The 23865-nt window shown below is 69.1% G+C and carries 23 protein-coding genes; 11 read left to right on the plus strand and 12 right to left on the minus strand.

Features of this window, described 5'->3' with window-relative positions; translation table 11 throughout:
* Positions 1-99: 99 nt before the first annotated feature.
* The 7 genes from EDD93_RS23775 to EDD93_RS23805 all read left to right on the plus strand — a co-directional run bounded on the left by EDD93_RS23775 (position 100) and on the right by EDD93_RS23805 (position 7802).
* The gene (locus tag EDD93_RS23775) at positions 100-1863 is read left to right on the plus strand and encodes an asparagine synthase-related protein (protein ID WP_148083892.1); all 1764 of its coding nucleotides are present in this window, start codon (positions 100-102) and stop codon (positions 1861-1863) included.
* On the plus strand, positions 1860-2576 hold the full coding sequence (locus tag EDD93_RS23780) for a lasso peptide biosynthesis B2 protein (RefSeq protein ID WP_123527079.1): 717 nt from the start codon (positions 1860-1862) through the stop codon (positions 2574-2576). Before EDD93_RS23775 ends, EDD93_RS23780 begins: the two co-directional genes overlap by 4 nt.
* 56 nt (positions 2577-2632) lie before the next feature.
* Positions 2633-4579, plus strand: coding sequence for an ABC transporter ATP-binding protein (locus EDD93_RS23785; RefSeq protein ID WP_123527080.1), 1947 nt, complete (start codon positions 2633-2635; stop codon positions 4577-4579).
* A gap of 465 nt (positions 4580-5044) precedes the next feature.
* Positions 5045-5416 carry a DUF317 domain-containing protein gene (locus tag EDD93_RS23790; RefSeq protein WP_123527081.1) on the plus strand — a complete coding sequence of 124 codons (372 nt, stop codon included), beginning with the start codon at positions 5045-5047 and terminating at the stop codon, positions 5414-5416.
* A gap of 92 nt (positions 5417-5508) precedes the next feature.
* A complete protein-coding gene (locus tag EDD93_RS23795; protein WP_123527082.1) occupies positions 5509-5790 on the plus strand; it encodes a hypothetical protein in 282 nt (93 codons plus the stop codon).
* Between the two features lie 78 nt (positions 5791-5868).
* On the plus strand, positions 5869-6555 hold the full coding sequence (locus EDD93_RS23800; RefSeq protein ID WP_123527083.1) for a DUF317 domain-containing protein: 687 nt from the start codon (positions 5869-5871) through the stop codon (positions 6553-6555).
* 173 nt (positions 6556-6728) lie between these two features.
* On the plus strand, positions 6729-7802 hold the full coding sequence (locus EDD93_RS23805) for a hypothetical protein (protein ID WP_185092421.1): 1074 nt from the start codon (positions 6729-6731) through the stop codon (positions 7800-7802).
* Between the two features lie 82 nt (positions 7803-7884).
* Here EDD93_RS23805 and EDD93_RS23810 read toward each other — a convergent pair whose 3' ends face one another.
* The 10 genes from EDD93_RS23810 to EDD93_RS23855 form a co-directional block, all read right to left on the minus strand.
* Entirely contained in the window at positions 7885-8574 is a 690-nt protein-coding gene (locus EDD93_RS23810) for a hypothetical protein (protein ID WP_123527084.1), read from the minus strand.
* Positions 8575-8667: 93 nt separating this feature from the next.
* Positions 8668-9111 (minus strand): hypothetical protein, encoded by a 444-nt coding sequence (locus EDD93_RS23815; RefSeq protein WP_123527085.1) that lies wholly within the window; start codon positions 9109-9111, stop codon positions 8668-8670.
* 426 nt (positions 9112-9537) lie between these two features.
* Entirely contained in the window at positions 9538-11289 is a 1752-nt protein-coding gene (locus tag EDD93_RS23820) for a relaxase/mobilization nuclease domain-containing protein (protein WP_123527086.1), read from the minus strand.
* Positions 11286-11642 carry a plasmid mobilization protein gene (locus tag EDD93_RS40340; protein ID WP_260255834.1) on the minus strand — a complete coding sequence of 119 codons (357 nt, stop codon included), beginning with the start codon at positions 11640-11642 and terminating at the stop codon, positions 11286-11288. Before EDD93_RS40340 ends, EDD93_RS23820 begins: the two co-directional genes overlap by 4 nt.
* Before the next feature lie 302 nt (positions 11643-11944).
* A complete protein-coding gene (locus EDD93_RS23830) occupies positions 11945-12217 on the minus strand; it encodes a hypothetical protein (RefSeq protein ID WP_123527946.1) in 273 nt (90 codons plus the stop codon).
* Between the two features lie 58 nt (positions 12218-12275).
* Positions 12276-12467 (minus strand): hypothetical protein, encoded by a 192-nt coding sequence (locus EDD93_RS23835; protein WP_123527088.1) that lies wholly within the window; start codon positions 12465-12467, stop codon positions 12276-12278.
* Complete coding sequence (locus tag EDD93_RS23840; protein WP_260255835.1) at positions 12464-14104, minus strand: hypothetical protein; 1641 nt, start codon at positions 14102-14104, stop codon at positions 12464-12466. The genes EDD93_RS23835 and EDD93_RS23840 overlap by 4 nt, the downstream gene beginning before the upstream one ends.
* Before the next feature lie 125 nt (positions 14105-14229).
* Positions 14230-14859, minus strand: coding sequence for a WhiB family transcriptional regulator (locus tag EDD93_RS23845; RefSeq protein WP_123527090.1), 630 nt, complete (start codon positions 14857-14859; stop codon positions 14230-14232).
* A gap of 148 nt (positions 14860-15007) precedes the next feature.
* Positions 15008-15694: a hypothetical protein gene (locus EDD93_RS23850; RefSeq protein WP_123527091.1), complete on the minus strand. Its 687-nt coding sequence runs from the start codon at positions 15692-15694 to the stop codon at positions 15008-15010.
* 5 nt (positions 15695-15699) lie between these two features.
* Positions 15700-16605: a helix-turn-helix domain-containing protein gene (locus tag EDD93_RS23855; protein ID WP_123527092.1), complete on the minus strand. Its 906-nt coding sequence runs from the start codon at positions 16603-16605 to the stop codon at positions 15700-15702.
* 858 nt (positions 16606-17463) lie between these two features.
* Here EDD93_RS23855 and EDD93_RS23860 point away from each other — a divergent pair.
* The gene (locus EDD93_RS23860) at positions 17464-18291 is read left to right on the plus strand and encodes a helix-turn-helix transcriptional regulator (protein WP_148083893.1); all 828 of its coding nucleotides are present in this window, start codon (positions 17464-17466) and stop codon (positions 18289-18291) included.
* Between the two features lie 17 nt (positions 18292-18308).
* Here the strand turns inward: EDD93_RS23860 and EDD93_RS23865 are convergent, their stop codons facing one another.
* Both EDD93_RS23865 and EDD93_RS23870 read right to left on the minus strand, forming a co-directional pair.
* Positions 18309-19571 (minus strand): MAB_1171c family putative transporter, encoded by a 1263-nt coding sequence (locus EDD93_RS23865; RefSeq protein ID WP_221217329.1) that lies wholly within the window; start codon positions 19569-19571, stop codon positions 18309-18311.
* 9 nt (positions 19572-19580) lie between these two features.
* Positions 19581-20165, minus strand: coding sequence for a hypothetical protein (locus EDD93_RS23870; protein ID WP_123527095.1), 585 nt, complete (start codon positions 20163-20165; stop codon positions 19581-19583).
* A gap of 409 nt (positions 20166-20574) precedes the next feature.
* On the opposite strand from EDD93_RS23870, the gene EDD93_RS23875 reads away from it, so the two are divergent.
* From EDD93_RS23875 to EDD93_RS23885, 3 genes are all read left to right on the plus strand, one after another.
* Positions 20575-20889 (plus strand): hypothetical protein, encoded by a 315-nt coding sequence (locus tag EDD93_RS23875; RefSeq protein WP_123527096.1) that lies wholly within the window; start codon positions 20575-20577, stop codon positions 20887-20889.
* A gap of 1636 nt (positions 20890-22525) precedes the next feature.
* Entirely contained in the window at positions 22526-22780 is a 255-nt protein-coding gene (locus EDD93_RS40345) for an amidase family protein (protein ID WP_260255945.1), read from the plus strand.
* A 250-nt stretch (positions 22781-23030) separates the two neighbouring features.
* Positions 23031-23687 carry a 2'-5' RNA ligase family protein gene (locus EDD93_RS23885; RefSeq protein WP_148083894.1) on the plus strand — a complete coding sequence of 219 codons (657 nt, stop codon included), beginning with the start codon at positions 23031-23033 and terminating at the stop codon, positions 23685-23687.
* Positions 23688-23865: the final 178 nt, after the last annotated feature.

Below are 23865 nucleotides of genomic sequence, written 5' to 3' on the forward strand. Positions count from 1 at the left end.
GCACGAGTAGGGAGGAGGACGGTGATGCGGTTCATCATGGGAACCACGGCGGCGGCCGGGTTGGGGTGGCGGCCGAAGGGGGCAGTCGAGGTAGCCGGTGTGGGCGGCCTTGGGGTCTGGGCGAACCAGTTCAGGGCGGGCGAGATCCGGCGAGGCAGTTTCGGGGACGGCACGGTTGTGGTGGCCGGTAGCTGCCTGGCCTCCGTGGTCGAGCTGGAACGGGCCGCCGCGGCGGCGGCGCGCGGCGATTGGGTGGCGGCGGCCCGGCTACCTGGCGTGGCCCTCGTGCTGGTGCGCACCGGCCGGGTCTGGCGGGTCATGGGGGACCGGGCGGGAACGGTCCAGGTGTTCTGGATGCGGTTTGCCGACCGGGTGCTGTGGGGAACGGCGGCGGCACCGCTGGCCGCGCTCGGCGGGCACGAGGCGGATCCTGCGGTGCTGCTCGGGCAGATGATGCTCCAGGGGGTGGATGTGCTCGACGGTGCGTCGCACTTCCACGGGGTGCGGCGGGTACGGCCCGGCCACGCCCTGGTCCTCGAAGAGGGACAGCCGCCGCGTACGGAACCGGTCGCGCCGCCGGTGGGCCGGCTGGCGTTCGACAAGGCCGCGCCGCTCGTACGCGATGCCGTGGTCGAGGCGGTGCAGCGGCGGACGATGACGGGCGGCCTCATCTCATCGGACCTGTCCGGCGGGATGGACAGCAGCGTCGTTGCGTCAGTCGCCGCGATGAGCACGCGGCTGCTCGCGGTGACCTACACCGACGCCCGGATGAAGGACGAGGACGATGTGCACTACGCCCGCCTGGTGGCGGCCGAACTGCCGGGCGTCCGCCATCAGGTGGTGGAGGGCGGCACGGGGGCGGTGCGGCACTTCGGCGGGCTGGACGATCCGCACCTCCTGCCGCTGACCGACACCCCCACCTACAGCCTGGGTCTGCTGGAGATGAAGCGGGTGCAGTTCGCGGGGCCGGTGCAGAGCGGATCGCGGCTGCACCTGACCGGGCGGGGTGGGGACGACGTGCTGGATGCCGTCGGATCGATGCCTCTCGATCAGTTCCGGGCCGGGCAGCGGGCGGCGGCCTGGCGGCGCATAGCCGCGCTGGCCCGGTCCCGGCGCGCCTCGGGCACCGAACTGCTGACCCAGGCCGCACGTACGATCGCTACCCCCTACCCGCACGCGCTGGAGAAGCTTGCCGACCGGGTGGAGGCAGGCCGCATGGACGGCCCAGCGGGAGCAGCACGCATCCTGGCGTGGTGCGGTGTCGGCGGGGCCCTGCCGTGGCTGACCCGGTCGGGTCGCACGCTCGTGGCCGATCTGGTCGGCGCGCGAGCCGTCAGCGCGGATCGGCGCGAGACGCCGGGGCGGCTGCACGAGCGGCTGGCCCTGGAGCTGATGGGTGATGGGCACTCGACCTTCGACCAGATGTCGCGCACCCTGTGGGGTCTGCCGGTGCACGCCCCGCTGCTGGACAGCCGTGTCGTCGACCTGTGCCACGCAATACCCGGGTGGGAGCGGTCACGGCCGGGCGCGTTCAAGCCGCTCGCCCTCGCGGCGTTCACCGGCCTTGTGCCGGACGTGCTGCTGGAGCGGCGCACGAAGACTCCGTTCACCGGCAGCCTGTACGACGGGCTACGGGCACATGCTCCAGCGGTCCGCCGAATTCTGACCGGGTCCGTCCTCGTACAGGCGGGCCTCCTCGACCGGAGCCGGGTGATGGCCGCGCTCGACGCCGGCGTTCGCGGGGAGACGATCCCGCTGGCGGCGCTGCACGGCCTGGTGACGGCCGAGCTCTGGCTGGCACTGCTCCCGCTCGGCCGCTCCGCGTGGTGGGAGCGGACGGACGCGCCCCGGGTGGCAGCGTGACGGCCGCGCGGGTGTTCGCCGCCGACACCAAGGACGGGGTGGCCCTGATGGACCTGCGGACCACCCACGGGAAGTGGCGGTTCCTCGACCCGGTGGGGGCCGGCCTGTGGCGGAAGGTCGTCTCCGGCACGCTGCGAGAGCAGGCCGTGGAGGAGATGGTCGCCTACTGGGCGCAGCGGGGCACCGACCCTGACCGGGTGCGCGCCGACATGAAGGCTCTGGCCGACCAGCTCGACTCCGAGTGCCTGTTCACCGCCGCGTCCCACCCGCCGACGAGCAAGGTCGCCGAGGTCCGGTATGTCGATGCCGTGGCCCGGCCACGCCCGGGGGTGCGTGCGGCCGGGCACGTAGGGCTGGGGACGGCGCTGGTGCTGCTGCGCTGTCTTCCCGTACGGCTGGTGGTGCGTGCCGCCCGGCTCGCGGGCCGCCTGCCGGGCCGACCCGCCTCACCGGAGGAGGCCGACGCGGTGTGCGCGGCGGTACGCCGGGCGGTCGGGTGGTGGCCCGGCAGGGCAGCGTGCCTGGAGGAGTCGCTGGCCGCCTACCTGGCCGCCGCACTGACCGGCCGCCGAGTGGCGTGGGTGCTCGGGGCCCGGTTCGTACCGCAGGGCGCGCACGCCTGGATCGCCACCGCAGACGCCGTACACGGGCAGGAACCCGCCGACCGAGTGTGGCCGTACCGGGCCGCTCTCACGGTGGAATCATCGAACTGAAATTCGCCACCCTTCGCCACCACAACCACCCGTATGGGTGACGCGTTGCGCCCGGTATGAAAACCACGCACCACGAACAGTCCGCCCCTGCACCCCGAGTACCGTGGCGGCGGCGCGCCCGCCCCGCCGCCACGGACGTCATCCCGCAGTACGCGGTCAGCGCCGAACGCCACGACAGCGCCCTCAACGACTCCTTCGCCACCATGGCCCGGCGCCTGCCAGCCCTGTCGGCCACAGCCCTGCGCCTGGCCTGGCAGGCCGACCGGCCCGCACTGCTGCTCACCGCACTGCTCCAGGTAGGTAGCGGCATCGCTACCGCGATCGGCCTGTACGCCACCAAGGGCGCGCTCTCCCCGCTGTTCGCCTCCGGCCCGGCCGCCGACCGGCTGCACTCCGCGCTCCCCGCGATCATCGTCATCATGACGGCCGCCGCCCTCCGCTCCCTGATCGGGGCCGCCACCCTGGCCACCACCGCCCGGATCGGGCCCCGCGTCGACGCCATCGCCGAACTCCGCTACCTCCACGCCGCCACCAGCGTTCCGCTCGCCTCGTACGACGACCCGGCCTGGTGCGACCACAGCGAGGCCGCGAACCGGGCGTCGAAGGACGCCCACCTGATGGTCGACGCGCTCACCGCCGTCAGCACCGCCCTGATCGGGTTGCTCGCCTCCGCCGGCATCCTCGCCGCCCTCCACCCCCTTCTCCTTCCTCTGTTGCTCCTGGCCGTGGTCCCCCGCGGGGCGGCGGCAGTACAGGCGGCCCGCTCGGCATACCGCGCCGAGCGCCACACCCTGGCCGATCGACGGCTGCGGCACACCCTCATCTACAACACCGCCGGGCGGCCGACCGCGCTGGACGTGCGCGCCGCGACGATGCGGCCCTGGCTGCTGAGCCGGTTCACGGAGGTGACCGAGCGGCTGACGGCGCACGCGGCCCGGGTGGGCCGGGAGACCGGCCGCTACCAGCTGCTGGGCGACGCCCTGGCCGGTGCCGCGGCGATGCTGGTGTACGCGGCGCTCGCCGCTCTGGTGATCTCAGGCCGGGTGCCGCTGGCGGCGGCAGGCACTGCGGTGGTGGCGGTGCAGGCCAGCCGCATGATGCTCGCCGGGCTCGTGACCGGGATGAACACCACCTACAAGACCGGTCTCTACCTCGGCGACTGGGCCGACTTCGTCGCGGACGGAGAACAGCGGACGCGGGCCAGGGAGTTCACCGGGACGGTCCCGGCGGAGCCGGACGTGCTCCTGGCCAAGGACATCACCTTCCACTACCCCGGGCACACCACCCCCGCCCTGGACCGGGTGAGCGTGACCGTGCGGCGTGGCGAGACGCTGGCGATCGTCGGGGCAAACGGCTCGGGGAAGTCGACGCTGGCGAAGCTGCTGGCGGGCCTGTACGAGCCGACTCAGGGAGCGGTCGAGTGGGGCGGCGTCGACCTGGCGACCGTTGACCCGGAGGCGGTGTGGGCGAAGCTGGCGATGCTGCCGCAGGACATCGCCCGGTGGCCGGTGGCTGCGCGGGAGAACATCACCCTCGGACAGGGCGACGGCGACGACCAAGCCGTGATGGAAGCCGCAAAGCTCGCAGGAGCCGACGTGGTGATCGAGCAGCTAGCCGACGGGCTGGACACCAACCTCGCGCCGTCGCAATGGGGCGGCCGGGACCTGTCCGGCGGACAGTGGCAGCGCCTGGCCGGCGCGCGGGCCTTCTTCCGCAAGGACGCACCCGTGCTGATCTGCGACGAGCCGACTTCCGCGCTCGACCCCCGGGCTGAGGAGGCGATGTACGAGCGGATCCGGGCGTTGGGAGCCGGGCGAACGGTCATCCTCATCACCCACCGGCTGGGCTCGACCCGGAGTGCTGACCGGATCGTCGTGCTTGACCGCGGGCGACTCATTGAGGAGGGCACCCACGAGTCCCTGCTCGGCCTGGACGGAGAGTACGCGGACATGTGGCGGACACAGGCCCAGACCTACGGAGAGCAGTTGCAACCCCAGCGGTAACGGGGAAGAGCGCAATCCCCCGGCTGGGATGGTCCTGGCCGGGGGATTGCTCATTGAGCCGGGGTGGACTACAGCGTCACCTACCCGCCACTCTGGGTGAAGGCGATTTCACCGTCGGGCGTGATGGTGACGCGGGCGCCGTACACCGGTACCCCCAGCAATTAGGCGGTCGGGGGCCGCCGGGCGCACGGTGGGGGCTTCGCGGCGGTGGTGGCATGAGCGCGGGCCCATGGGCCGTCGGGGTGTGCGCAGGAGGTCTTCGTTGTCTGCAAGTGCCTCGGCCAGGGCGGCCAGATAGCAGTTTTCCGCCTGCCTCGTGCCCAATCGGCAGTCCGTTGAGGGGGCGAGCGTAAGCAGTTCGCCGGGGGCAGACAAGGAAGATCGCCCAAAGGACTGGTGGACGCTGCCACAGCATGTCAACCTAAACGACCTTCCCGAAAACCCCCAGGTCAGAGAGGGGATGCTGTGGCATTGGATGCGGCGCAACCTGGATTCGCCACGACGGTCGCGGCCCTGCGGCTCCGCTCCTGGAAGCTGGGTGCCTATCAGCCGATGGACGTGATCGACCTGTTTCCGGACACCGACTTCACCCACATCGTGGACGACCGGGCCGACGTGCACGTCAGCTCGCGCGACGGCCGGTTCTACCTCGGCTACTTCCAGGACGGCCGTCCCGGCGGCCCTGACGAGGACTGGGTGACGGGCGAGGGCTGGGTGATCGCCGTCGCCGGTACCGCGAATGTGCCGGGGTACCGGATGGCCTTCGGTACGGACACTCCGGCGGAGATCGTCGCAGCTGTCGTGACTCGGATCCTTGCCACCTCCCGGCCATCGTGACCTGCAGTCCCCATCCCCGCGTACGCTGCCTCTGCTCTCGCGGCCCTGTCCACTACCGCTAGGAGAACGCCTTGGGCCCACACTCGCCCGAGATGACCGCCGGCGACATCCTCGACCTGCTGTCCGCCTGCGACCGCGACACGCCTGTCCGGCTCGCCATCAACCCCTTCTTCCCCATGGCCCACCGGATGGGCGCTGTGCACAACACGGTCGACGAGCGCGGCCGGCCGATGGTCTACATCGCCGAGTCCGAGGAGGCCGAGCAGTTCGGCCCCCTGCCGCCTGCGGTCGCCGTGGCTCTGACCTGGCAGGAGTCGGTCGAGGCACCCCGACGCCGCCGACGTGGCGCGACAGGGCCGAACACCGGCCAGTGATCCATCCCCGAGCGTACGGAGGCGCCCCTGCACCCGCACCACCCCATCGAGCCCTCCCACTCCGACTCGCCGGGCCCGCTGTACTGGGTCACTCCGCGCCACCTGGCCGGCGATGACGGAGCCCTTGCCGAGCGGATCGGCGACACCCTGACTGGCCTCGGCTGGCGCATGTGGCCGACCTCCCGCAACACCCTGCTCTATGTGAGCCCGGACGGACTGCGCGGCGCCGAGTGGATCCTCGCCGCCTACCCGTTCGAGCTGGGCGGACTCCCGGTGGCCTGGCAGCTGTCGGCCCGTCCCCACGCCGCCTCGGCGCTGACCGAGTGGAACGCCTACTTCACTGCCGGCGTCCCGCACGAGGCCCTCGCCGACCTCCTGCTCGCACTCGACGCCTGCGCCACACCCGATGCCGGATTCGAGGGCGCCGAGTCGGTGCTCACCGCACTCGGCGCGCGGGGCTGGCTACGCGACATGGACCGCCCGCGCACCACCGCGACGGACCCCGGCTTCTCCGCCAGCGTCTCGCTTGAGATGCTGCCGCCGCTCATCCACGACGCCGACCCCCGGGATGACCTTCTGGGGTGGCAGGCATGGGCGGAACCCGTGCTGGGTTCGCCCTACCTGTGGTGTGCGAGCTTCAGCGCGAGCGCCCCTCACGAGCTGGTCGCCGCCTTCGCCTCCTCGCTCGCCGCACCCGGCCCGGTGCCGCGCCGGAGGCTGCCCGAAGGCACGGAGGGCCGCCTCACCGTCGTCCGCCGCAGCTGACGACGAGCGCGGGCGGTCGAAGAACGGGATAGATGGGGTGATGCCCGCCCCTCCAGGCCCGGTGGTTCCACTCTCTTCATGGGAGCGGAACCGCCGGGCCTTAGCCGTACCTGCGTAGGGAAGGTGGCGGCGCCGGTGAATCCATGATCCGGTCCCTGAATAGGATCGCTCTTGTGGCAGGCAAACTGATAGGCAAAGGACCACTGCGCGGCTACCTCCTGGAGGAGGTGCTGGCCTGGTTGCTGCGATCCAGCGGCTTCGAAGTGCTCACGGCCAATGACGATAAGGACAAGGAGCCTTGGAAGGTCCTTAAAGAGGACAAGAATGGCTTGCTGGTCCGTGGGCGCGGGGCGTGGCACCAGGTTGATGCGCTCGGGCAGTTCCGGTACGTCCCGCCGTTCTCGCTGCCTGTCCGCTTGTTCGTTGAGGCGAAGTATCTGACCGCGACGCGAGTTGGTCTGCCGACCGTGCGTAACGGTCACGGCGTGATTCACGACGTGAACGAGGGCGAGACCACTACGCTCACCGCTGCGGGTACGGGCCGGCCGAGGACGCGGTACCGCTACAACTACGCGATCTTCTCAACGTCAGGGTTCAGCAAGGAAGCCCAGGACTACGCGCTGGCTCATCAGATATCCCTGATCGACCTCTCGGCTCCGGACTTCGCCGTGCTGCGGGATCTTGTCTGGATCGCGGCCGACACGATTCACGCAGCGCTGGAAGCCGCGCCTGCTGGCGAGCGGCCGAAGATGCACCAGATACGCGCGTACCTTCGTGGCCCGCTGCTGGATATGTACGCCGAGGACGCATACCTGCCCGATCAATTCCGCGAGCCGCTCGACGAACTTGCCCAGGCGCTGCACAGCCGGTCCACATTGGGCCTTGTGCTGGCCTTTCCCGCAGCACCGTTCGTTCTGGGACTGGCGTCGAATGACCTGTACGGGTTCGTGAATTACGCGAGAGAACACCCCACGCACGCCGTGCGCGTGCGGCGACTGCATCAGTCGGCTTCGCATCCCGTCTGGGAACTGCGCTCGGCCGAGCACCCGGACGTATACGCGTTGCGGTTCAGCCTGCCGGAACGGGTGGAATCCTGGATCGTCGAGCAGGACGAAGGAATGCCCTCACGAACCCGGTATGTGAAAAGAAGCATGCTCTCGACCATGACCCTGTACTGGATGGACGGGGAGCATGCGCAGACATTCCAACTGCGTTACGAGCCGGGCGAACTGCGCCTGGCGGGCTGATCGGCGCAGAGGCCGAAAACTCGGTGTCCGGGCCTGTCTATCCGGCAGGCCCGGACACCGGGTTTTCGGACGTTGGAGCGGGTCAGTGTGCGCTGCGTGCCTTGCTGAGCGCCTTGTCCAGGTAGGCGTCCACGAGGCCCGGCGAGCCGGAGACGATCACCAGGACGTTGCCGGTGCGGATCGCCGTCTGCTTGACGACGCTGTGCTGTCCGTCGGCGGAGTAGGTGAGCAGCTGACTCCACTGCTCGTCACCGAGGTCGGGCGCGGCCGTCTTCTCCGTGCCCATGCCGATGACGGCGCTGCCCGACGTCACCTGGTAGGACGGGCAGGAGATCATCGCGTTGTAGACCTTCCCGATGCCGTTGGACAGCTTCGTTGCGCTGTCGCTGTACAGCTCCTCGCTCACCTCGGAGTGGGTGTTGCCGGTGTAGGTGAAGGATGCCTTCGCCTTGCGGGTGAAGTCGAGGGTGGCCCCCGTGGCCGTGTCGCTGTCGAGCTTCTCCAGCGCCGGGCAGCCGATGACGGTGACGTCGTCGTGCCGGTCAGCGGCCCGGGGCTTGCGGGTGTAGCCCTGGCCCAGGTCGCTCTCGTTCAACAGCCGCTTGTTCAGCTTGGCCGACGAGAGCGGCGCGGACGCGGAGGCGCTGTTACCGCCCCGGTGTGCGGAGGGCGCGGTCGAGGCGCCGGCGGGCTTGGTGCTGCGGGAGCAGCCCGTCAGGGCGATGACGGTGAAGGCGCTCAGGGCGAGGGCGGTCGTGGCGGAACGGCGCATGCGGAAACCCCTGGTGATGCGAGATGGACGGTCTGACCAGGTCGGCCCCCCGGGTGCCGACGAACGCAGTGCTGGGGAAGGGGTTTCGCGACTTCATTGGCCGAGGTGGCGCAGGCCCTCGTCGAGGGTGGGGTGGAAGTGGTCGACCGGACCGGAGTTGCGGTTGTACCAGGCGGTGTCCAGACGGGGCTCCTTGGCCTCGTGGCCGGCCTCGCAGCGCAGCCACACCGAGTCGTCACGCATGTTGAAGACGATCCAGTTCCGGTACGCGCCGCAGTGGCACTGGTGGACGTCGCCGTCGATGACGAGCGGCAGGTCCCAGCGCATCATGAACCCCGAGACGTCCTGGCGGGACGGAGCCTGGAAGTCCGCCGGCAGGAAGTCGGGCACCACCGTGGACTCCGGCGCGGCAGGTGCTGGCGCTGCGTGGGGGCCGGGGCAGTCCGGCAGCGGCAGCTGGGTGTGCATCGCCAGCACTGCCTGGCCGGCACGCTGGGCTTCACGGAATTCTCGGTCCGCACGGTTGCGTCGGAACATGCCGTCTCCCTCTCTCTCGTCTCGCCTGCACGAGGAGAGTGCCGCAACTCCCTGACCTGCTGCAACTCTAGAAATGTTGAATGCGGACGACTTGTCGGAGAGCTTCGGAACGGCACCCGTGGGCGGGGCGTGGGCCGCCTGTTTTCGTTCCAGATCGGTTGCGGCACGTGCCGTTTTGGGCGGACGGGCGTTGCCCAGAGCATGCGAAGTGCAGGTCCTTCAGCATTCCCGACGCAGCTGAGCGGCGCCTACTGGCTGGAGTCGCCGGTCACGGAGCACGCGACCGGCTACAGGTGCTCCGGCACCCGCGAGCCGCAGCCTGAACTGTGAGGTCGCCGGGTGCCGGAGGCGCGCACCATCATGCTGTGCATCGCAGGCGCCACCGTGGTCATCGCGATGTGCGCCTCGGTGTTGTGAGCGCGGCGCTCAGCGCCGGGGTTCTCTCGTGCCGCTCCGCTTGGCCGAGGCGTTCTGCGACGGTGGCGTCGACTTCTTCCGCGTCTGTCCCTTCGATGCGGCAGCCCTTGCCGTACCGCTCTCCGGCGCAGTCGATGTGTCCGCAGGCAGATCCGCCATCCGCCGCAGCCGCCATACCAGCACGTCACTGATCGATTCTGCGGTCTCCAGCTCGCGGCGCTCCACGGCGCTCGCCAGGAGCGCGGCGGGGTCGTGGCCGACGTTCTCGACGTCGACGAGGGTGGCGGCCAGGGCGTACCAGCCGGGCTCGGCGAGGACCTGGCCGGCCAGCTCCGGCACCGCCTGTCGGAGATAGGCGGCCTGCTTGCGTTGGAGGGGCTGGGACAGGCGGCGACCGCGCTGGTGCATCACGCCGAGGTGCAGGGGCGCGGCGGCCTGGTAGGCGGCACGCAGGTGGTCGGCGGCCTGGCGGGCAGCAGCGGCCTGCTGGGCGTGCTCCTTCTTCCCGTGCCAGTGGGCGGCAGCCGTGACCAGGAAGAACGCCATGTCGATGAGCATGGCGGTGGTGGCACCGTCCTCCCCGCGGCCGAGGGCGGGACCGCCGTAGACGAGATCGCGGGCAGCCTGACGCAGGGCACGGTCGTGGCCGCGCTCGGCCTGGACGTGGGAGCGGGTCGCCCGCTCGAACGCCCAGGCGGCATCTTGCAGTTCACGGCGGGTGTGCGCGGCCGAGGTCTTGGCGAGCGCGTCGAGGACCTCGCCGGCTGCGGCGAGGTGCGCGGCGATCTGCCCGTCGTCGCCCTGGTCGAGGATCAGCACGGTCTGCCAGACCGCTGTCGTCGCCTGCCGCCGAGCGGCCGACGGGCTGATCCGGGGCGAGCCGGGGGAGCGGTCCGTGGTGGCGTCGCTGTGGTGACCGGAGGCGTCGGCAGCCCACCGCTTGCGGATGCGGGGCAGGGAGAGGTCGGGTGCCAGGGTGGAGCCGGAATAGTAGATCGGCTCCTGGTCCTCGTTGCGGTCGTCCACCAACCCGACCTTGTAGCCGAGCAGGTCGCCGGATGGTGCGGTGCGCTGGCGGATCAGGAGGCCGGCGGCGGTCAGGCGGTCGAAGAACTCCTCCTCGCTGGCGACTCCGGCTGCGGCGCGGCGCACGGTCTCGCGCAGCTCCTCGCGTGGGGTGCGTTCCTTGCCCTGGCGGTTCGCCTTGTGGCGTTCGGCGCTGGTGGGGCGCTTGGCGGCGGTTCCGTCGCCGACGTTCAACCGGCGTAGCCCGTAGTCGATTTCGACCTTTCGGGCTTCGGTCTGGGAGCGGGCGCCGTCCTGGCGGATGCGGGCCTGGCGGCCGTCCTCGCGTACGACGGTGGCGACGATGTGGATGTGATCGTCGGCGTGGCGGACGGCCGCCCAGCGGCAGGCGGCGTCGTCGCCTTCGGGGGCGATGCCGGTGGCGGCGACCATGCGGCGGGCGATGTCGGCCCACTGCTCGTCGGTGAGGATCGGATCCTCCGGCGCGGCGCGTACGGACAGGTGCCATACGTACTCGTCGGGCCTGGCGCTCTCGGGCAGAGCCATGACGGGCTGGTCGAGCAGGCGCTGCAGGTCGCCGTACGTGGCCTTCGAATTGTGGACGGGGTCGGGGGCCTGGCTGTCCCACGCGGCGACCAGGTGCGGATTGATGTGCTCCTCGGCCTTGCCGGGGCCGTACAGGTAGGCCACCAGTCCGCGGGTGTCATGGCCCATGTCGTGGACTCTGGGGATCACGTGGCCGGGCGCTCGCTGTCCAGGTAGTGCTGGGTGAAGGTGTCCACGCGTCGAGCGGCACGGTGTACGGCGGAGAGGACCGCGTCGGCGTGCGGGGCGTCACCGCCTGAATTGAGCGTCTTGGCAACCTGGTTGACGTTGTTGCCGATCTGTCCGAGATGGCGCCGTAGGCTGAACAGCTCGGCGAGCATTTCGCGTTCGCCGGCGATTTCGGCGGCGGTGAGGTCGAGGTTGCGGGCGGCTTTGAGTGCGGTGCGTGCGAGGTAGTTGGCGACGCTCATGTTGCAGGCGGCTGCGGCACGGACGAGGAGCTGGTACTCGGTGTCGTTCATGCGGCAGCTCGGCTGGTGCATGCGCTTCTTCTCGTCGCGCAGGCGCTCACGCTGCTGAACACGGGGCTTCGGCGGTACGGCGTGGGTGCAATCGGTGCGGTGGCAGGAGTGGCTCTCCGCCTCCTCAGGATGCGAGCCGCCCTCGGCCGTATCCTGACGGATCGGCGCCCCCCGGTGCCGATCCGCTCCCGCCACCCCAGGGGCGGGAGACGCAAGAGCATTGCTCCCAACGGGAGCAATGCTCTTGCACCAACTTGCTCGCAGTGAGGTCGAGTTGGATTCCGGCTCACCGTGCGTGTGAGTGGGGGATGTCGTGGGGATCGTCATCGGGTGCGGTTCCTCGTAGTGCGGACGCGGTGCTGGATCTCGGCGGCGAGTTCGACCAAGGCGGCCGGGCCGTCGAGGACGCGGACGGGGGCCTCGGGGCGGTCCTGCGTGAGCCACTGGCCATTGGGGGCCAGCACGGCTCCGTGCAGGAACTGGTGCCGTACGAGCACTTCCGCCCAGGCGCCGGCCTCGGCGGTCGACGGGGTGCGCGTACGCGGGTGACTCGCGGGAATGGTGGTCCTCCTTCGCAGGGGGTGGTGGCCCGGCATCGGCCGGGCCACCGGTCGGAATGCGGCATCAGGTGCGTGACCTGCTTCTTTGCGGGGGTCAGCCGCACTCGGGGCAGCGGTCGAGGTGTCTGTTCAAGGCCCGCGCCATGTTCCGCTTCACTGAGAAGGCGTTCTTCGCGCTGGTCTTCGCCGACGTCGATCCCTGGTGACGCTCGGAGTGACCGCGTAGAAAGCGGATGTCCTGCTCAAAGGCGGACTTGATGGTGGCGAACCGATGGCAGGTCTTCACCGTGTCGTGCTCCTTGTCGTGGTGGTGGCCGCCTCGTCGCGCAGCCTCTGCAAGACCGGTGTCAGGCGGTCGTTCCGGCCGCCCTGGATGCCCTGGGCGCGGAGGATCTCCCGCACCTGGGGACGGGTGATCGACGCGTTGCCGTCCCGTTCCAGCAGCGCGGGCACGTGCGGACGAACCCGGTCGACCATCTGCTCGACGGTCAGCCGAGGGCCCTTCCGCGAGCGCTTGGGCTTCAAGGTGACCGGACGGTTTCGGGAGCCGCCCTTCGGCGACTGCTTTCGCCGCTGGGGGACGGTGTGGGGACGGTCCCCTTCGGGCTCGGTCCCCGCTTCGGTGTCGGGGTGTTCCTGGTCCCCGTCGTCGTTGGGGACGGTGTGGGGACGGTCCCCTTCGGGCTCGGTCCCCGCTTCGGTGTCGGGGTGTTCCTGGTCCCCGTCGTCGTTGGGGACGGTGTGGGGACGGTCCCCTTCGGGCTCGGTCCCCGCTTCGGTGTCGGGGTGTTCCCGGCCCTCGTCGTCATTGGGGACGGCCGCCGGGGAAGGGCCGCCGCCCCTCTGCGCTGCGACTTCGTGAACGTTGCCGCCCGCGCCGTCGTCGCTCTCCTCGGTCCCCGGGACCACGACGTGACCCTCCGTCTTCACCTCTTCTCCCTGGCTGGGCAGACGCGAGTCGCGCTCACCGAGGTGGTCCCCGTTGTCGTTGGGGACGGTGTGGGGACCGTCCCCAACGGGTTTGGCCGCCGTTCCCGTCTCGGCTGCGTCCCCGACAGTTCGGTTCCCGATCGAGGCCGCGATTCGGGGACCGGCCTTGGGGACCGTCCCCGAATGGCTCGCGTGTTCCTCGGAGTTCATCCGAGTCCCCGGGGCCGCAGCGCGTGGGGACCGGTCCCCACAGTGGTCGTCCTGCCCCCACGAGGGCTGAGTCCATGGGGACGGCAAGGCGACGGAGGCGAGGGCTGCGGCATGCCGACGGGCGGCCAGCTGCTCCAGAAGCGCCCGACGCTGATCAGGGTCGGTGCCGACCCTGGATCGTGAGAGGGCCGTCTCAAGCCGCCGCTCGATCCGGCGCCCGTAACGATTCGTGCGTTCCTTCTCCGGCATCTTGGCCAGCCGCGAGGCGAGAGCCCCTGCCCGTTCCGTGGCGCGCTCCCGGGTGATCTGGGCGGCGTCGCGGTTGCGCGTGGCGACGCCCAGGCGCGAGAGGAGACGTTCCCGCACTTCGCGCCCGAGCGTCGCCAGCAGCCCCTGCGAGGCGGCGTCCGGCTTGTGCAGTCGCAGCTCGATACCCATGGCCAGATGCCAGAGCATGGCCGCCATGACCGGACCGACGATCGCTCGCACGGTGCCGCCGACCGGCCCTGATTCCGCGTACGCCGGGATGATCTGCACCCCGGTGAGCACCCAGACCAGGGTGCCGGGAACGCCGGGTGCGCCTTGATTGCGCAGGTTCTGGCGGGCCAGGAGGGCGTTCGCGAACAGCGCCAGCTCGGCGGTGGAGAAGAAGGCAGCCCGTTGCACAGTGCCGGCCATGCCGAGGTAGTCAGCGGCGAAGAACCAGCTGGTCTCCGCGCTGTATGCCGTGCAGCCCAGTGCAGCGAGGGCGGCGACCCAGACCGTGGGGGTGCCGGCGCGCAAGCCACCTGCCTGTGTCCGGTTGCGTCGGATCGACCATCCGGCCAGCACCAGGGCTAGCACTCCGGCAGCTGCGACTGTGTAGACAGGATCGATACCGAGGGGCAGAGACATGGCGATGGGGTGAGTCATGCGGCCTTTCGGAGAGCGGCGATCAGGGAGTGGGTCTGAACCTGGCGGGGCACCTGCACCGGCGAGGCGACGTCCTCGTCCTCGGCTGTTTCGTCGTCGTCGGCCGGCTCGGTCTCGTCGTCCTGGTCCCAGTAGCGGTCGCGGTCGGCTACAGCGTGCGCGGCGTTGCGCATCAGGTCACGCGCCCAGTCCAGGTCGAGCCGCAGCGTGAAGGCGAGGCGCTCGGGGCTCCAGCCTCGGACGTACGCGTGGCGGGTGGCGGCCTCGCGTTCGGCCTCGCTGAGGTGGATGTCGCGTCCTTCGAAGGCCGCCTTCACTCGGCTGTAGTCCAGGCGCTTGTTGACCTTGGCGTGCCAGGGGCGGCGCTCGTCCTCAGTGAGGCCGCCCCACATGCCGTGCCGGATCTCGTTGTCGAGGGCGTAGTCGAAGCACGCCTTCTTCACCGGGCACTGGCCGCAGATCGACTTGGCCTCGTCGATGGCCGCGCGGGCGCGGGCCGCGTGGAAGAACAGCGCGTCGATGACCCTGGGCGGCAGGTTGTGGCACAGGCCCCGGGCCTGCCAGCTGTGGTCAGCGATGCCCCGGATAGTCGGGGGCGGCGTGTGGTTGGTGGTGATGTGGCGCAAGGCAGTCTCCAGAGGGCGCCTTCGGAGTGCGCGGGGCGTTCGACACCGGCGGTGGCGGGGTGCGAGGTTGGCGCGGCGAGGCGGGCTCGGGGTACGGCAAGGGGCCGTACGTGAGGCGGAACGTTTTTATGGAGAGGTGAGGGCTGGGTCAGGCGGGTACTGCCTGCGCCTGAGCGGCCAGGGCGCCCTCGACACGGCCCGGATGCGGCTCGATCCGCGGTTTCGTGCTCCGGTCCCGGACACCGCCACCGCTGCGTTCACGGCAGGGCTCGCCTACTGCGGCGCGGCACCTCTCGCACGGGACGCTGAAGAGGTCGGGGCCTCCTGCGGCGATGGCGGCTTCGCGGGCAGCGCGGGCCGGCCGGAAGGGCGCCAGCTCGGCTCGTACGGTGGGTGGGACGTAGGCGCCGACGGTGTCGAGCATGTCCTGCAGACGGGGACTCGGTTCCCCCGACGTGACCTCGCGGTGAGGCGACGGCGCTATCCGGCCGGTCACGACGGCCTTGCGGGTCGCGACAAGCTCCGCTCTCCAGGCTGCCGGATTGTCCGGGTCGGCCATCGGGGTCGGGTCGGTATGCCGGCGCAGCCGGTCGCGGTAGTGCGCGGTCCACTCGCGGGCAACGTCGGCGGCGAGGATCGGGTACCGGGAGGCGATGACGCACTTGCGGACGATGTCGCGCACATCCCAGCCCTGGCCGGTGGCCATGGGCACGCTGCCGAGCAGCTCGTGCCAGTTGTCGAGCTGGGATCGGGCCTCGCCTTCGTCCGTGCGGATGAGGCGGGGATCGATGCGGCCGACGTAGGTGAGCACGGCAGCAACTTCACGACGGTTCAACGCAGTTACTCCGTTCCAGTCGGTTCGTCGACGGCGGCGAGCAGGGCGGCCATGTGCGCGTCGGCGCGGGTCATGCCGGCCTGCGGGGCGGAAGTCCCGCCGGGCAGGGCGTAGAGGCTCGGGCGCTGGGGTGTGGGGCTGTGCTCGCGGGCGATCCAGGACCGCCAGTCGCAAGCCCAGGCTGCGGTGGAGCGCGGGCCCCAGTCGGCTCGGTGGTGGCGCCACTTCTCGTCGGCGGCCTGGAGGCCGGGCTCGCCAAGGCGCGTGAGGTGTCCCTCCTGCTGAGCCCAACTCAGGCTCGCGTCGTCGACCTTCCATTCCCCTGCCGAGGTGAGAACGGCAGCACTACTGCTGCTGTACTTACGGTTCACCTTCGGTTCACTACGGTTCTGGGGGTCAGGGTCCGCCCCCCAGGGGGGTCGGCTTCCGCCCCCGGGAGGGGGCGGGTTCTGACGAGAGGGTGCAGGTTCAGCCCCGGTCAGTTCCTGACGACGGGGGTTGGATTCTGCCCCGGCCCTTGGCCAGATACCGTGCCTTCGCAGCCGTGCCGTGTCCAGCTCGGGTACTGGGTCGCTGTCGGTCAGGGGCTCGACGTACGCGTCGGGGTCGTCCTCCTTCACCGCCGCGACCTTGGCGAGCCACGCGGCGGCACGCGGCAGCCGGTAGACCGTGCTGTGCTGCGGGCCGTAGTAGTCGTCGAGCACCCTCAGCTCGCCGGCATCGGACAGTGCGGCGAGAGCGGCGCGGACGGCGTTGCGGCTGGCGTTCGTCCGCCGCATTAGTGAGCTGAGGGACGCCCAGGCGACGCACTGGTCGTCGGGTATTCGGTCGGCGATGGAGAGCAGGACCAAACGTGCGTTCCCGCGGCTGGTGCTGCTTTCCCAGGCCCACTCGCGCGTGTCCACGCTCATGGGGCCACCGCCGGGTTGAGGTGGGTACTCAGGGCCTGCTCCGCGGCAAGGCTGCCGAGTCCTTGCTGTAGCAGAGCGACCGGTGCAGTAGCGGGGGCAGCTGCCGAGCGGGTCGGCGGCGCCGACCTTTTGCTCAGGGCAGGCGGCATGTAAGACTCTCCTCCGTAGTGATAGCCGCGCCGGTGTGCCCCGTGGAAGGGCCGGTGCGGTGAAGGTGGGCAGTCTCCGCCCTTGCCGGGGCGGGAGTGCCATACGCGTTCGGCGTCCGGGAGTTTGCCGCTCCCTGGCGCCGTCGCCGTTTTCGGGGCCTATGCGGCTCCGGTGGACCGTGCATTCACCATGTGGCTCCTTGCGTCATCTGCCGTCGGGCGGTGCCCGGCGAGGGACGACGAACATATGCACGGTCTGCAGCAAGGTCCAGACCTTCCTAAAGGACTCTCTACATGTCGCCGTCGGCGCCAGTGCCTAGCGGCGGCGGCCGCCTGTCGCGAGGGGTGCCGGTTCAGTGCATCGGCCTGTTCGGAGATGACGTTCACGACCCGGCCTTTCGCGCCCACGGATTGTAGATTTGAGTTGTCGGCCATGTGCTCACATGGCCGACGTGAGTCCCTAAGCAGGAGCGGCAGCGTGGTGCCGCATCTGCTCCTGGAGGGAGGGCATGGATAGCCGGAAGGATCACTTCCGCTTCCCAGTCGAGAAGCTACGTGATGTAGCTTAGTGAGGCAAGGGGCGTTGGTGTGGGTAGCCCAGAAAGGTCTCCTTCACTCCGCCACTGGGGAGTCCGTGATGTAGCTTGTTGAGGCGGGAGGGCATTGGAACCCACCTCCCCTGTTGACCCGCAACTCCAGGAGGCCCACCGTGCCACCACGCCGCTTCGACGGTGAGGAGTTGCGAATCGCACGCCGGAAGACCGGGATGTCGCAGGCGCAGCTGGCCAAGGGGCTGGGGCTGACGGCGCATGTGACCGTGGCGAACTGGGAGAATGGAAAGAGGTTCCCGTCGGCCGAGAAGTTGGGGGGCATCGCTGCCATTCTGGGCGTCGATGTCGACCGTTTGTTTCCGCGTGAGGGGCCGTGCGATCTCCTCGACCTGCGGTGCGACGCGGGATACACCCAGACGGCTGTCGCCCAGAAAGTCGAGGGCCTCAGCAGATTCGATCTCGGTGACGCGGAGGGCGGGCGCCGGCGGCTGGCATCCGGTCTGATCGAACCACTGTCCCGCCTGTACGGCGTCGGGCGGGAAGCTCTGGAGGCTGCGCAGGACCGGAGCTTCCCCGGGCCTCCCACATCGTCATGGAAGCCGCAGAGTCTCGCTGAGAAACTGACCGATATGGCAAGCAACGCGTTCCCCGGCGATCCGGCATCCGAGGCGCTCTCGAATGCGGTCACTGCCAAGACGGGCACCCGGCTCACGGCGGCTCAGGTCGAGGAGCTGCTGGCCGGTCGATCTCCGGAGGACGTCTTTGCGGGGGGAACCGCAGAGGTAGTGCTCACCGCAATTGCCGCAGCCCTCGACGTACCCCGACTCAGTCTGGAGGGCCGGGCAGGTGCCGAAGGCCGCGTTCTGGCCGACCTTCGATACCTGGCCGCTCAGCACGACATTGCGTTGCTGGCGAGCGGCGACAACAGACTGTCACCGGCCATGCTCGCCGTCCTCGCCGACCTGGTCCCGCCAGCGGCGAAGTGAATTGAGCATCCGCCCTACTACCTGGCCGTGGCCTGCATCGATACCGTGCGGCCGTCCAGGTTTTCTGCTGCGCCGGGCTGCCCCGCCCGCGTGTGGAGCGTATGCACGAGCTCCGAGTCGGCGAGCTCGACGTACACGCCGACGACCAGGACTAGCCAGTAGGCTTCCGCTCGCCTGTTTGCCAACGGCTTGCTCGGGAGCGCCCGCACAGCCTTGGGGTTGTGCCTGCCGGCTCTTGCGCTCGCCAATGCGGCGCTGATCCAGTACGCCTCAGCTGCAGGTTCGGGGTCGTCGTGATCTTCCGCCAGGCGCTGGGCGCAGGGGAAGAGTTCGGGCGTGGCGTGCTGACGCAGGTGCTCCACCGCATTGGCGATTTCCTGGATCCGCCGGTCCAGGCGCATGCTCAGCGGGGCCCAGAGCCGGAGAGCCTCCCTGAGCCGAGAGCCTGCCGGCTGCACCGCCAGATGCGGGAACTGCCGCACGAGGTCTGACCACAACGGAAAGAGCTTCTGATAGGTCCGCCATGCCGCCCACCGCTCAGAGAGGACGATCGTTGAAGGGATGGCGGCGCCCACAGCAAAGAGAAGGGCAACGGTCAGCGTCACGGAATCAGCGATCATGCGCATCGTGGCGGCGGTGGCCCCGGTGGGCTCCCACACCGTGATAATCCGCATCGCCGGGTAGACCGTGTAGATCAGCATGGCGGCCGACATGAAGGCCAGACCGATACGCAACGACCGATACTCGGCACGCCAGCCCGCCCTCGCCCATTGAAAGCAGGCCACACCCGCGACAGCGCCGAGATAGGCGTACGCAACGGTCAGGAACAGGCCGGCACCCCACTGCCCGGCATGGTCCGCGGCGAAGTCAGTGCTCGGCTCCGACCGGTCCACGGCCGTGAAGAACAGCACGACAAGGATTGCCAGCCACACGAACGCGAAGCCGTGAGCGATGCGACTCACCCAGCCGCTCACCGTCATGTGCCGGGGCGGCGTCCCTCTGCCCGACGGCCCCCCGTAGGCCCCGATGACGTACTTCAGCCCCGCCGCGAGTGCACCGAAGGATGTCAAATACTTCAGCAGAGCCGAGAGATCGGTGACCGCCGAGTGGTCGAGCGCAAACTTCACCGGCGGAACCCTGCACCAGAGCGCAGCGGCGAAACCAGCGCAGGACATCCACAGCGCCCTCTGCAGCGCATCGCCGTTCCAGAGGGAGGGGAGCCTCCACAGGGTGGTCGCGGTCATTACGACGGGTACGGCCCAGAGCAGAACATCCAGCATGATGTGCACTCACCGCGCTCGGAGCGTACGGCGTCGGCGAGGACCGAGCGGGTGCGACAAGGTGGCCTCCAGGCGACTGATCAGGTCGGTACCTGCGCCCGGTGCACGCACTCGGTGCTTGATCAGATACGCAGTAAGATCTGCTTCACACTCTTCGGCGTATGAGTACCGGGGCCGTGCCGGGATGACCTGGCGCGCTGCCGGTCCGGGGCCGATGGCCTGCCGCAAGGACTCGGACAGCTCGTAGGGCGCCAAGCCAAATGCCGGCTCCGTGCCGTGATCGAGCCACTCATGAGCCAACTGATGCAAAATTCGGTGCTCAGTCTGATGCGGGGTTGGTCTCGGGTGGTAGATCACGTAATCAACGGTCTTCTCCCGGACGCGCAACCCACACGCGGCAGCCCCTGCGCCTTCTTGGTGATCTTCCAGCGCGATCAGCTGGATGCGCCGGCGCATTGATTCCTCGATCGACGTCACCAACGCAGAAATGCTGAACGGGTCAGGGAGCGGGAGAGCGGCAAGGCGCGAGTCGCACTCCTTCAACAAGTCGCGCATTTCGTCCGCCTTGCTCAGGGCCGTCAGCCGCAGCCTCATCTGCCGTGCTCACATTCAGTCGGAAACCACTTGCGGGTGCATGGTGACGATATGCACAGAGGCTCATGGTCATGCGATCGGGGGGTGGCGCTATTCCGTTCTGCCCGGTTTGACCGAAGGGTGGCTGGTGCTAGGGCTGATCGAGTGTGCGGGATTCTGCTTACTGAACGGCTGCTCGGTCATCGACCGCAATCCCTGAACCGGGAAGGTCCAGAAGGCCGCCATTTGACCCCAGCGTGGCCCTGATCAGTCGAAGGGCCCGTGGATCGCGCACGCCGCGGGCCCGCAATTCATCCACGACGAGTCGAGCGGCCGACGCGGCCCCGGCCGCTGTCCGGTCGAAGTTGGCGTCCCACCAGCAGAGCACGGGCGCGAACCCATGCCATCCCCTTGCGATCATTCTGCGCAAGTGATCAGCGTCTCGATCCGTTCCATCTCGACGGTCGGCGAATACCGCAATGTCATCTCGCGGGCTGACCATGGCGATGAGTTGACCGTCGCCGTGGTCGATAGTGAAGCCGGCGTCGTCCTCGCCGATCAATGCCTCCAGGTGCTGGCACCATGCGCCCAGAAGGGTCTCCAGGGCGCCTTGGAGCTCATCCCAGCCTTGCGCGAGGGGGGTCTCTGGTGGGGGCTCGCCCGTTCCGCACGGCCGCAAGCGCCAAAGGTACGGAAGGTCGCCGCGGTTCCCTGCTTCCGGCCCGAGGTCCTCGGCGCCGGTTGAGAACCGCTTGGTGTCGGACGCCTCAACGGCAGGAAGCCCCCGCGCTGAAAGCTGCAGCCCACCACCGGTCCGTACATTCAGTATCACCGTGTGTGATGGAGTGTGCCAACGTATGTCCGGCCCGTTGACGCCCCCGCCGTACTGCGACGGCGGCCCGATTCGCTCAATAAGCGCAGCTAGTGACAGCTGGGATCGGCCGGCGTCGGCGGAATCCGGGAAGAGTGTTTCCCAGTGCCGATCGAGCGTGATCGGATCCCTATGGAGATCTGCCTCCGTAGGGTGATGCAGTAGGCGATGGGCCAGTACCGCAAGGGGAGGCCAGGCGGTTGCAACTGTATTCATGCTGCAACCATGCCGCAAATGGGGTCGCGGATAAATACTGTGTGACGTACAGCGCACCTGCGGACCTTTAGTTCAGCGGTGTGGCGCGTGGTCGTATGTTCGCTCTCGTGCTTACTGGGTGAAAATGGTATGCATCGGACTTCGCGCTGTCGCTGGCGATAGATGGATGCGGATTCCCTGTGGGGATCTTTGATGAATCAGCGGCCACTGGTGCTGGCGTATGTCGCATTGAACTTGGCGCGTGTCGAACGTCTTTGCCTTGCGAACCGAAGGGTGAGGGACCTGAAGGCTGCCGTTGGATGGGGAGTTGGCCTTTAGTTCGACTGGCTGGATTCAGAAGTGTCGCGCTTCTGGCGCACCTGGGGCAGGGGGCTCGTCAGTTTCCTACCGTGAGAGGATCTGGCGAGCGGCGCCAAGTCTCTCTTGCACGAGCGGGATCTCGTTGCCTTGGCGGATGATGCCAAGGACCAACTGCACAGGGGTCTGGGAGTTTATGAGTCCTCTATCTTCATGTCGCAGACCATATTTGATGGTTAGTCTGCGAAAAGACAGGGCTATGGCGTTGGCGAGTGCAGCCACCGTTGATCATCGCAAGCTGTGTGGGCTGACGAAGAGGCGGTGGCCGCAGCTCCTAAGAGAGATCCCGGCCGTTGGCGCGAGGCATTCGAGACGACCGTGAGCCGCAAGGCGGGTCGGTTTGCCCGGGTCTACCCCCGACTACGAGCCCAAGTGGCTCTTGCTGGGCCCGGTGTTGGAAGCCGAGCCGTTCCGCGTACTGCGAGGGCAGCTCGTAGTTGGCGCGGGCGTATTCACGGAACTTCGGGTACTCGCTCAGTGAAGAAGCTCTCCAACCTCGGTCTCCTGATCTCGTAACGCTGCCTTCCTGGGCGGTGGCCGGTGGGTGCGTAGCGTGAAGTGCGCCCCTCTCGTGCCGCGTTCAGAGCGCGCAGGCGTGCTGGAAGACGGAATCGAGCCGCTCTCGCCGTCCTCGAAGGGACTCTCGCCTCCGACGGCGCGAGTGTCCATCGCACGGCGGGGCCGGTCAGCTTCGTCGAATCTCTCCGCCGCTTCGAGCCGCTCCTCCACGCCACCACGACGGCCACCACCGACGACGACACCGGAGCGGCCGAACTCGTCGCCGCCCGTGACCTGCACAAGGACGACGCGAGCCCGCGGGCCGCCATCCTCCGCCACCGCACGCAGACACATCGCGCCTGGCTCCGCTCCATAGGAACGCCTCCGGCTCCAGCAGACGTGGCACCGGTTCTTCGCCGACGGTCAGTGCGACGTCCTCATCACGCCTGCGGCACCCACCGCCGCGATCCCGGCAGGAAGCCGATCCCTTGCGGTCGACGGCACCGAACGGAGCTTCTTCGACCAGGCCGGCTGGGCCAACCTCACCAGCCACGTCGGTCTGCCCAGCCTGGTCATGCTTGTTGCGCACGGCGCCGACGGCCTCCCGATCGGTGTGCAGCTCGTGGGACCGTCCTATTCGGACCGGACCCTGGTGGCGATGGCCGAGCACCTGGTGCCCCTGCTCGGAGGGTAGGCCGGGGGCGTCTTCGCACCATGGAGCCGATGACCTGCGTGCCACCGTCGTGGGTGGGGTGCGGCCACCCCTTCCACGATGTGGGCGGTCGGCGGCACAGGCGGCCGGCCGGCATGTCCTCCCGAGCCCAGTAGCCCTTCTTTCGAAGGTAGTTGCGGGAGATCTGCGAATGTGGCACCCGGGCCTACGCTCGACGGTCACGATGGTCACGAGACGCCGAAACGGCGTCCGTTGTAGCAGGGAGGAACGCGTGGAACCGTTCGTGCCGAGATTCCAAGGTGGCCCGTGGGTCAGTGGGATGCGAGCCCTGCACGTGTACGTGCTGCCTCGGCCTGGAGTGGATGACGAGCTGCTTGGCCTTACTGAGGCGTGCCGGCCGATCCTGGGTGATTACCCGATCGATCCGCAGTGTGGCAGTGACCCGAGCGACGCCGGTCTCCTGCACCTCACGTGCGAGATGCTCGCCGATGCGCCGGCCTCCGAGTACGACGAGGCGGCTCTGACGGAAGTCGTGGAAGCCTTGCGTGCGGAGCTGTCGGGCATGCCCGTGTTCACGACGGAGGTCGGTCCCCCCATCGGGAATGTTGCAGGGGTCGTGCTGGACGTCTGGCCGGAGGCGGACGCCGTTGCCCTCATTGAGCGGGTTCGGTCAGCGATCCGAAAAGCCCGTGGTGACGGGGCCCTTCAACATTCCGGTGGACGTCCGCACATCTCGGGCGGCTACAGCTACGGCGCGGCCTCGTCTGACCCTCTTAACAGCGAGCTACGCAACAAGGTGGTCCCGCGCCGGGCCACGCTCCTCGTCGACCGCGTACACCTCCTCGACGTGGCGTGGACGTTCGATGAGGGCCTCGGCGGGTGGCGCATGACGTGGGAGCCGGTAGCGGAGATCCTCTTGGGCCGCTGAGCGCTTTGGTTCCGTACCGTAGCGGTAGCCGCTCGCGTGGCACGGTGCGGCGAGGCGGTGGCCGTGCGGTGCTCAGGGTGAAGCGGCGGCGCGAGCCGGGTAGCGTGCCGGCAAGTGGACTACATGCAGAGGAGCCAGCGAGGCCAGGCAGGGCTGCTGCAAGGCCGACGTCCATCTC

The sequence above is a fragment of the Streptomyces sp. 840.1 genome, assembly GCF_003751445.1.
Lineage (GTDB): Bacteria > Actinomycetota > Actinomycetes > Streptomycetales > Streptomycetaceae > Streptomyces.

Excerpts from the sequence above, each read along its gene's own strand:
- EDD93_RS23795 (WP_123527082.1), top strand. The coding sequence starts at position 5,509 with ATGACCGCCGGCGACATCCTCGACCTGCTGTCCGCCTGCGACCGCGAC.
- EDD93_RS23855 (WP_123527092.1), bottom strand. The coding sequence starts at position 16,605 with ATGAGCGTGGACACGCGCGAGTGGGCCTGGGAAAGCAGCACCAGCCGC.
- EDD93_RS23785 (WP_123527080.1), top strand. The coding sequence starts at position 2,633 with ATGAAAACCACGCACCACGAACAGTCCGCCCCTGCACCCCGAGTACCG.
- EDD93_RS23865 (WP_221217329.1), bottom strand. The coding sequence starts at position 19,571 with ATGCTGGATGTTCTGCTCTGGGCCGTACCCGTCGTAATGACCGCGACC.
- EDD93_RS40340 (WP_260255834.1), bottom strand. The coding sequence starts at position 11,642 with ATGCACCAGCCGAGCTGCCGCATGAACGACACCGAGTACCAGCTCCTC.
- EDD93_RS23870 (WP_123527095.1), bottom strand. The coding sequence starts at position 20,165 with ATGAGGCTGCGGCTGACGGCCCTGAGCAAGGCGGACGAAATGCGCGAC.
- EDD93_RS23815 (WP_123527085.1), bottom strand. The coding sequence starts at position 9,111 with ATGTTCCGACGCAACCGTGCGGACCGAGAATTCCGTGAAGCCCAGCGT.
- EDD93_RS23810 (WP_123527084.1), bottom strand. The coding sequence starts at position 8,574 with ATGCGCCGTTCCGCCACGACCGCCCTCGCCCTGAGCGCCTTCACCGTC.
- EDD93_RS23830 (WP_123527946.1), bottom strand. The coding sequence starts at position 12,217 with ATGCCGGGCCACCACCCCCTGCGAAGGAGGACCACCATTCCCGCGAGT.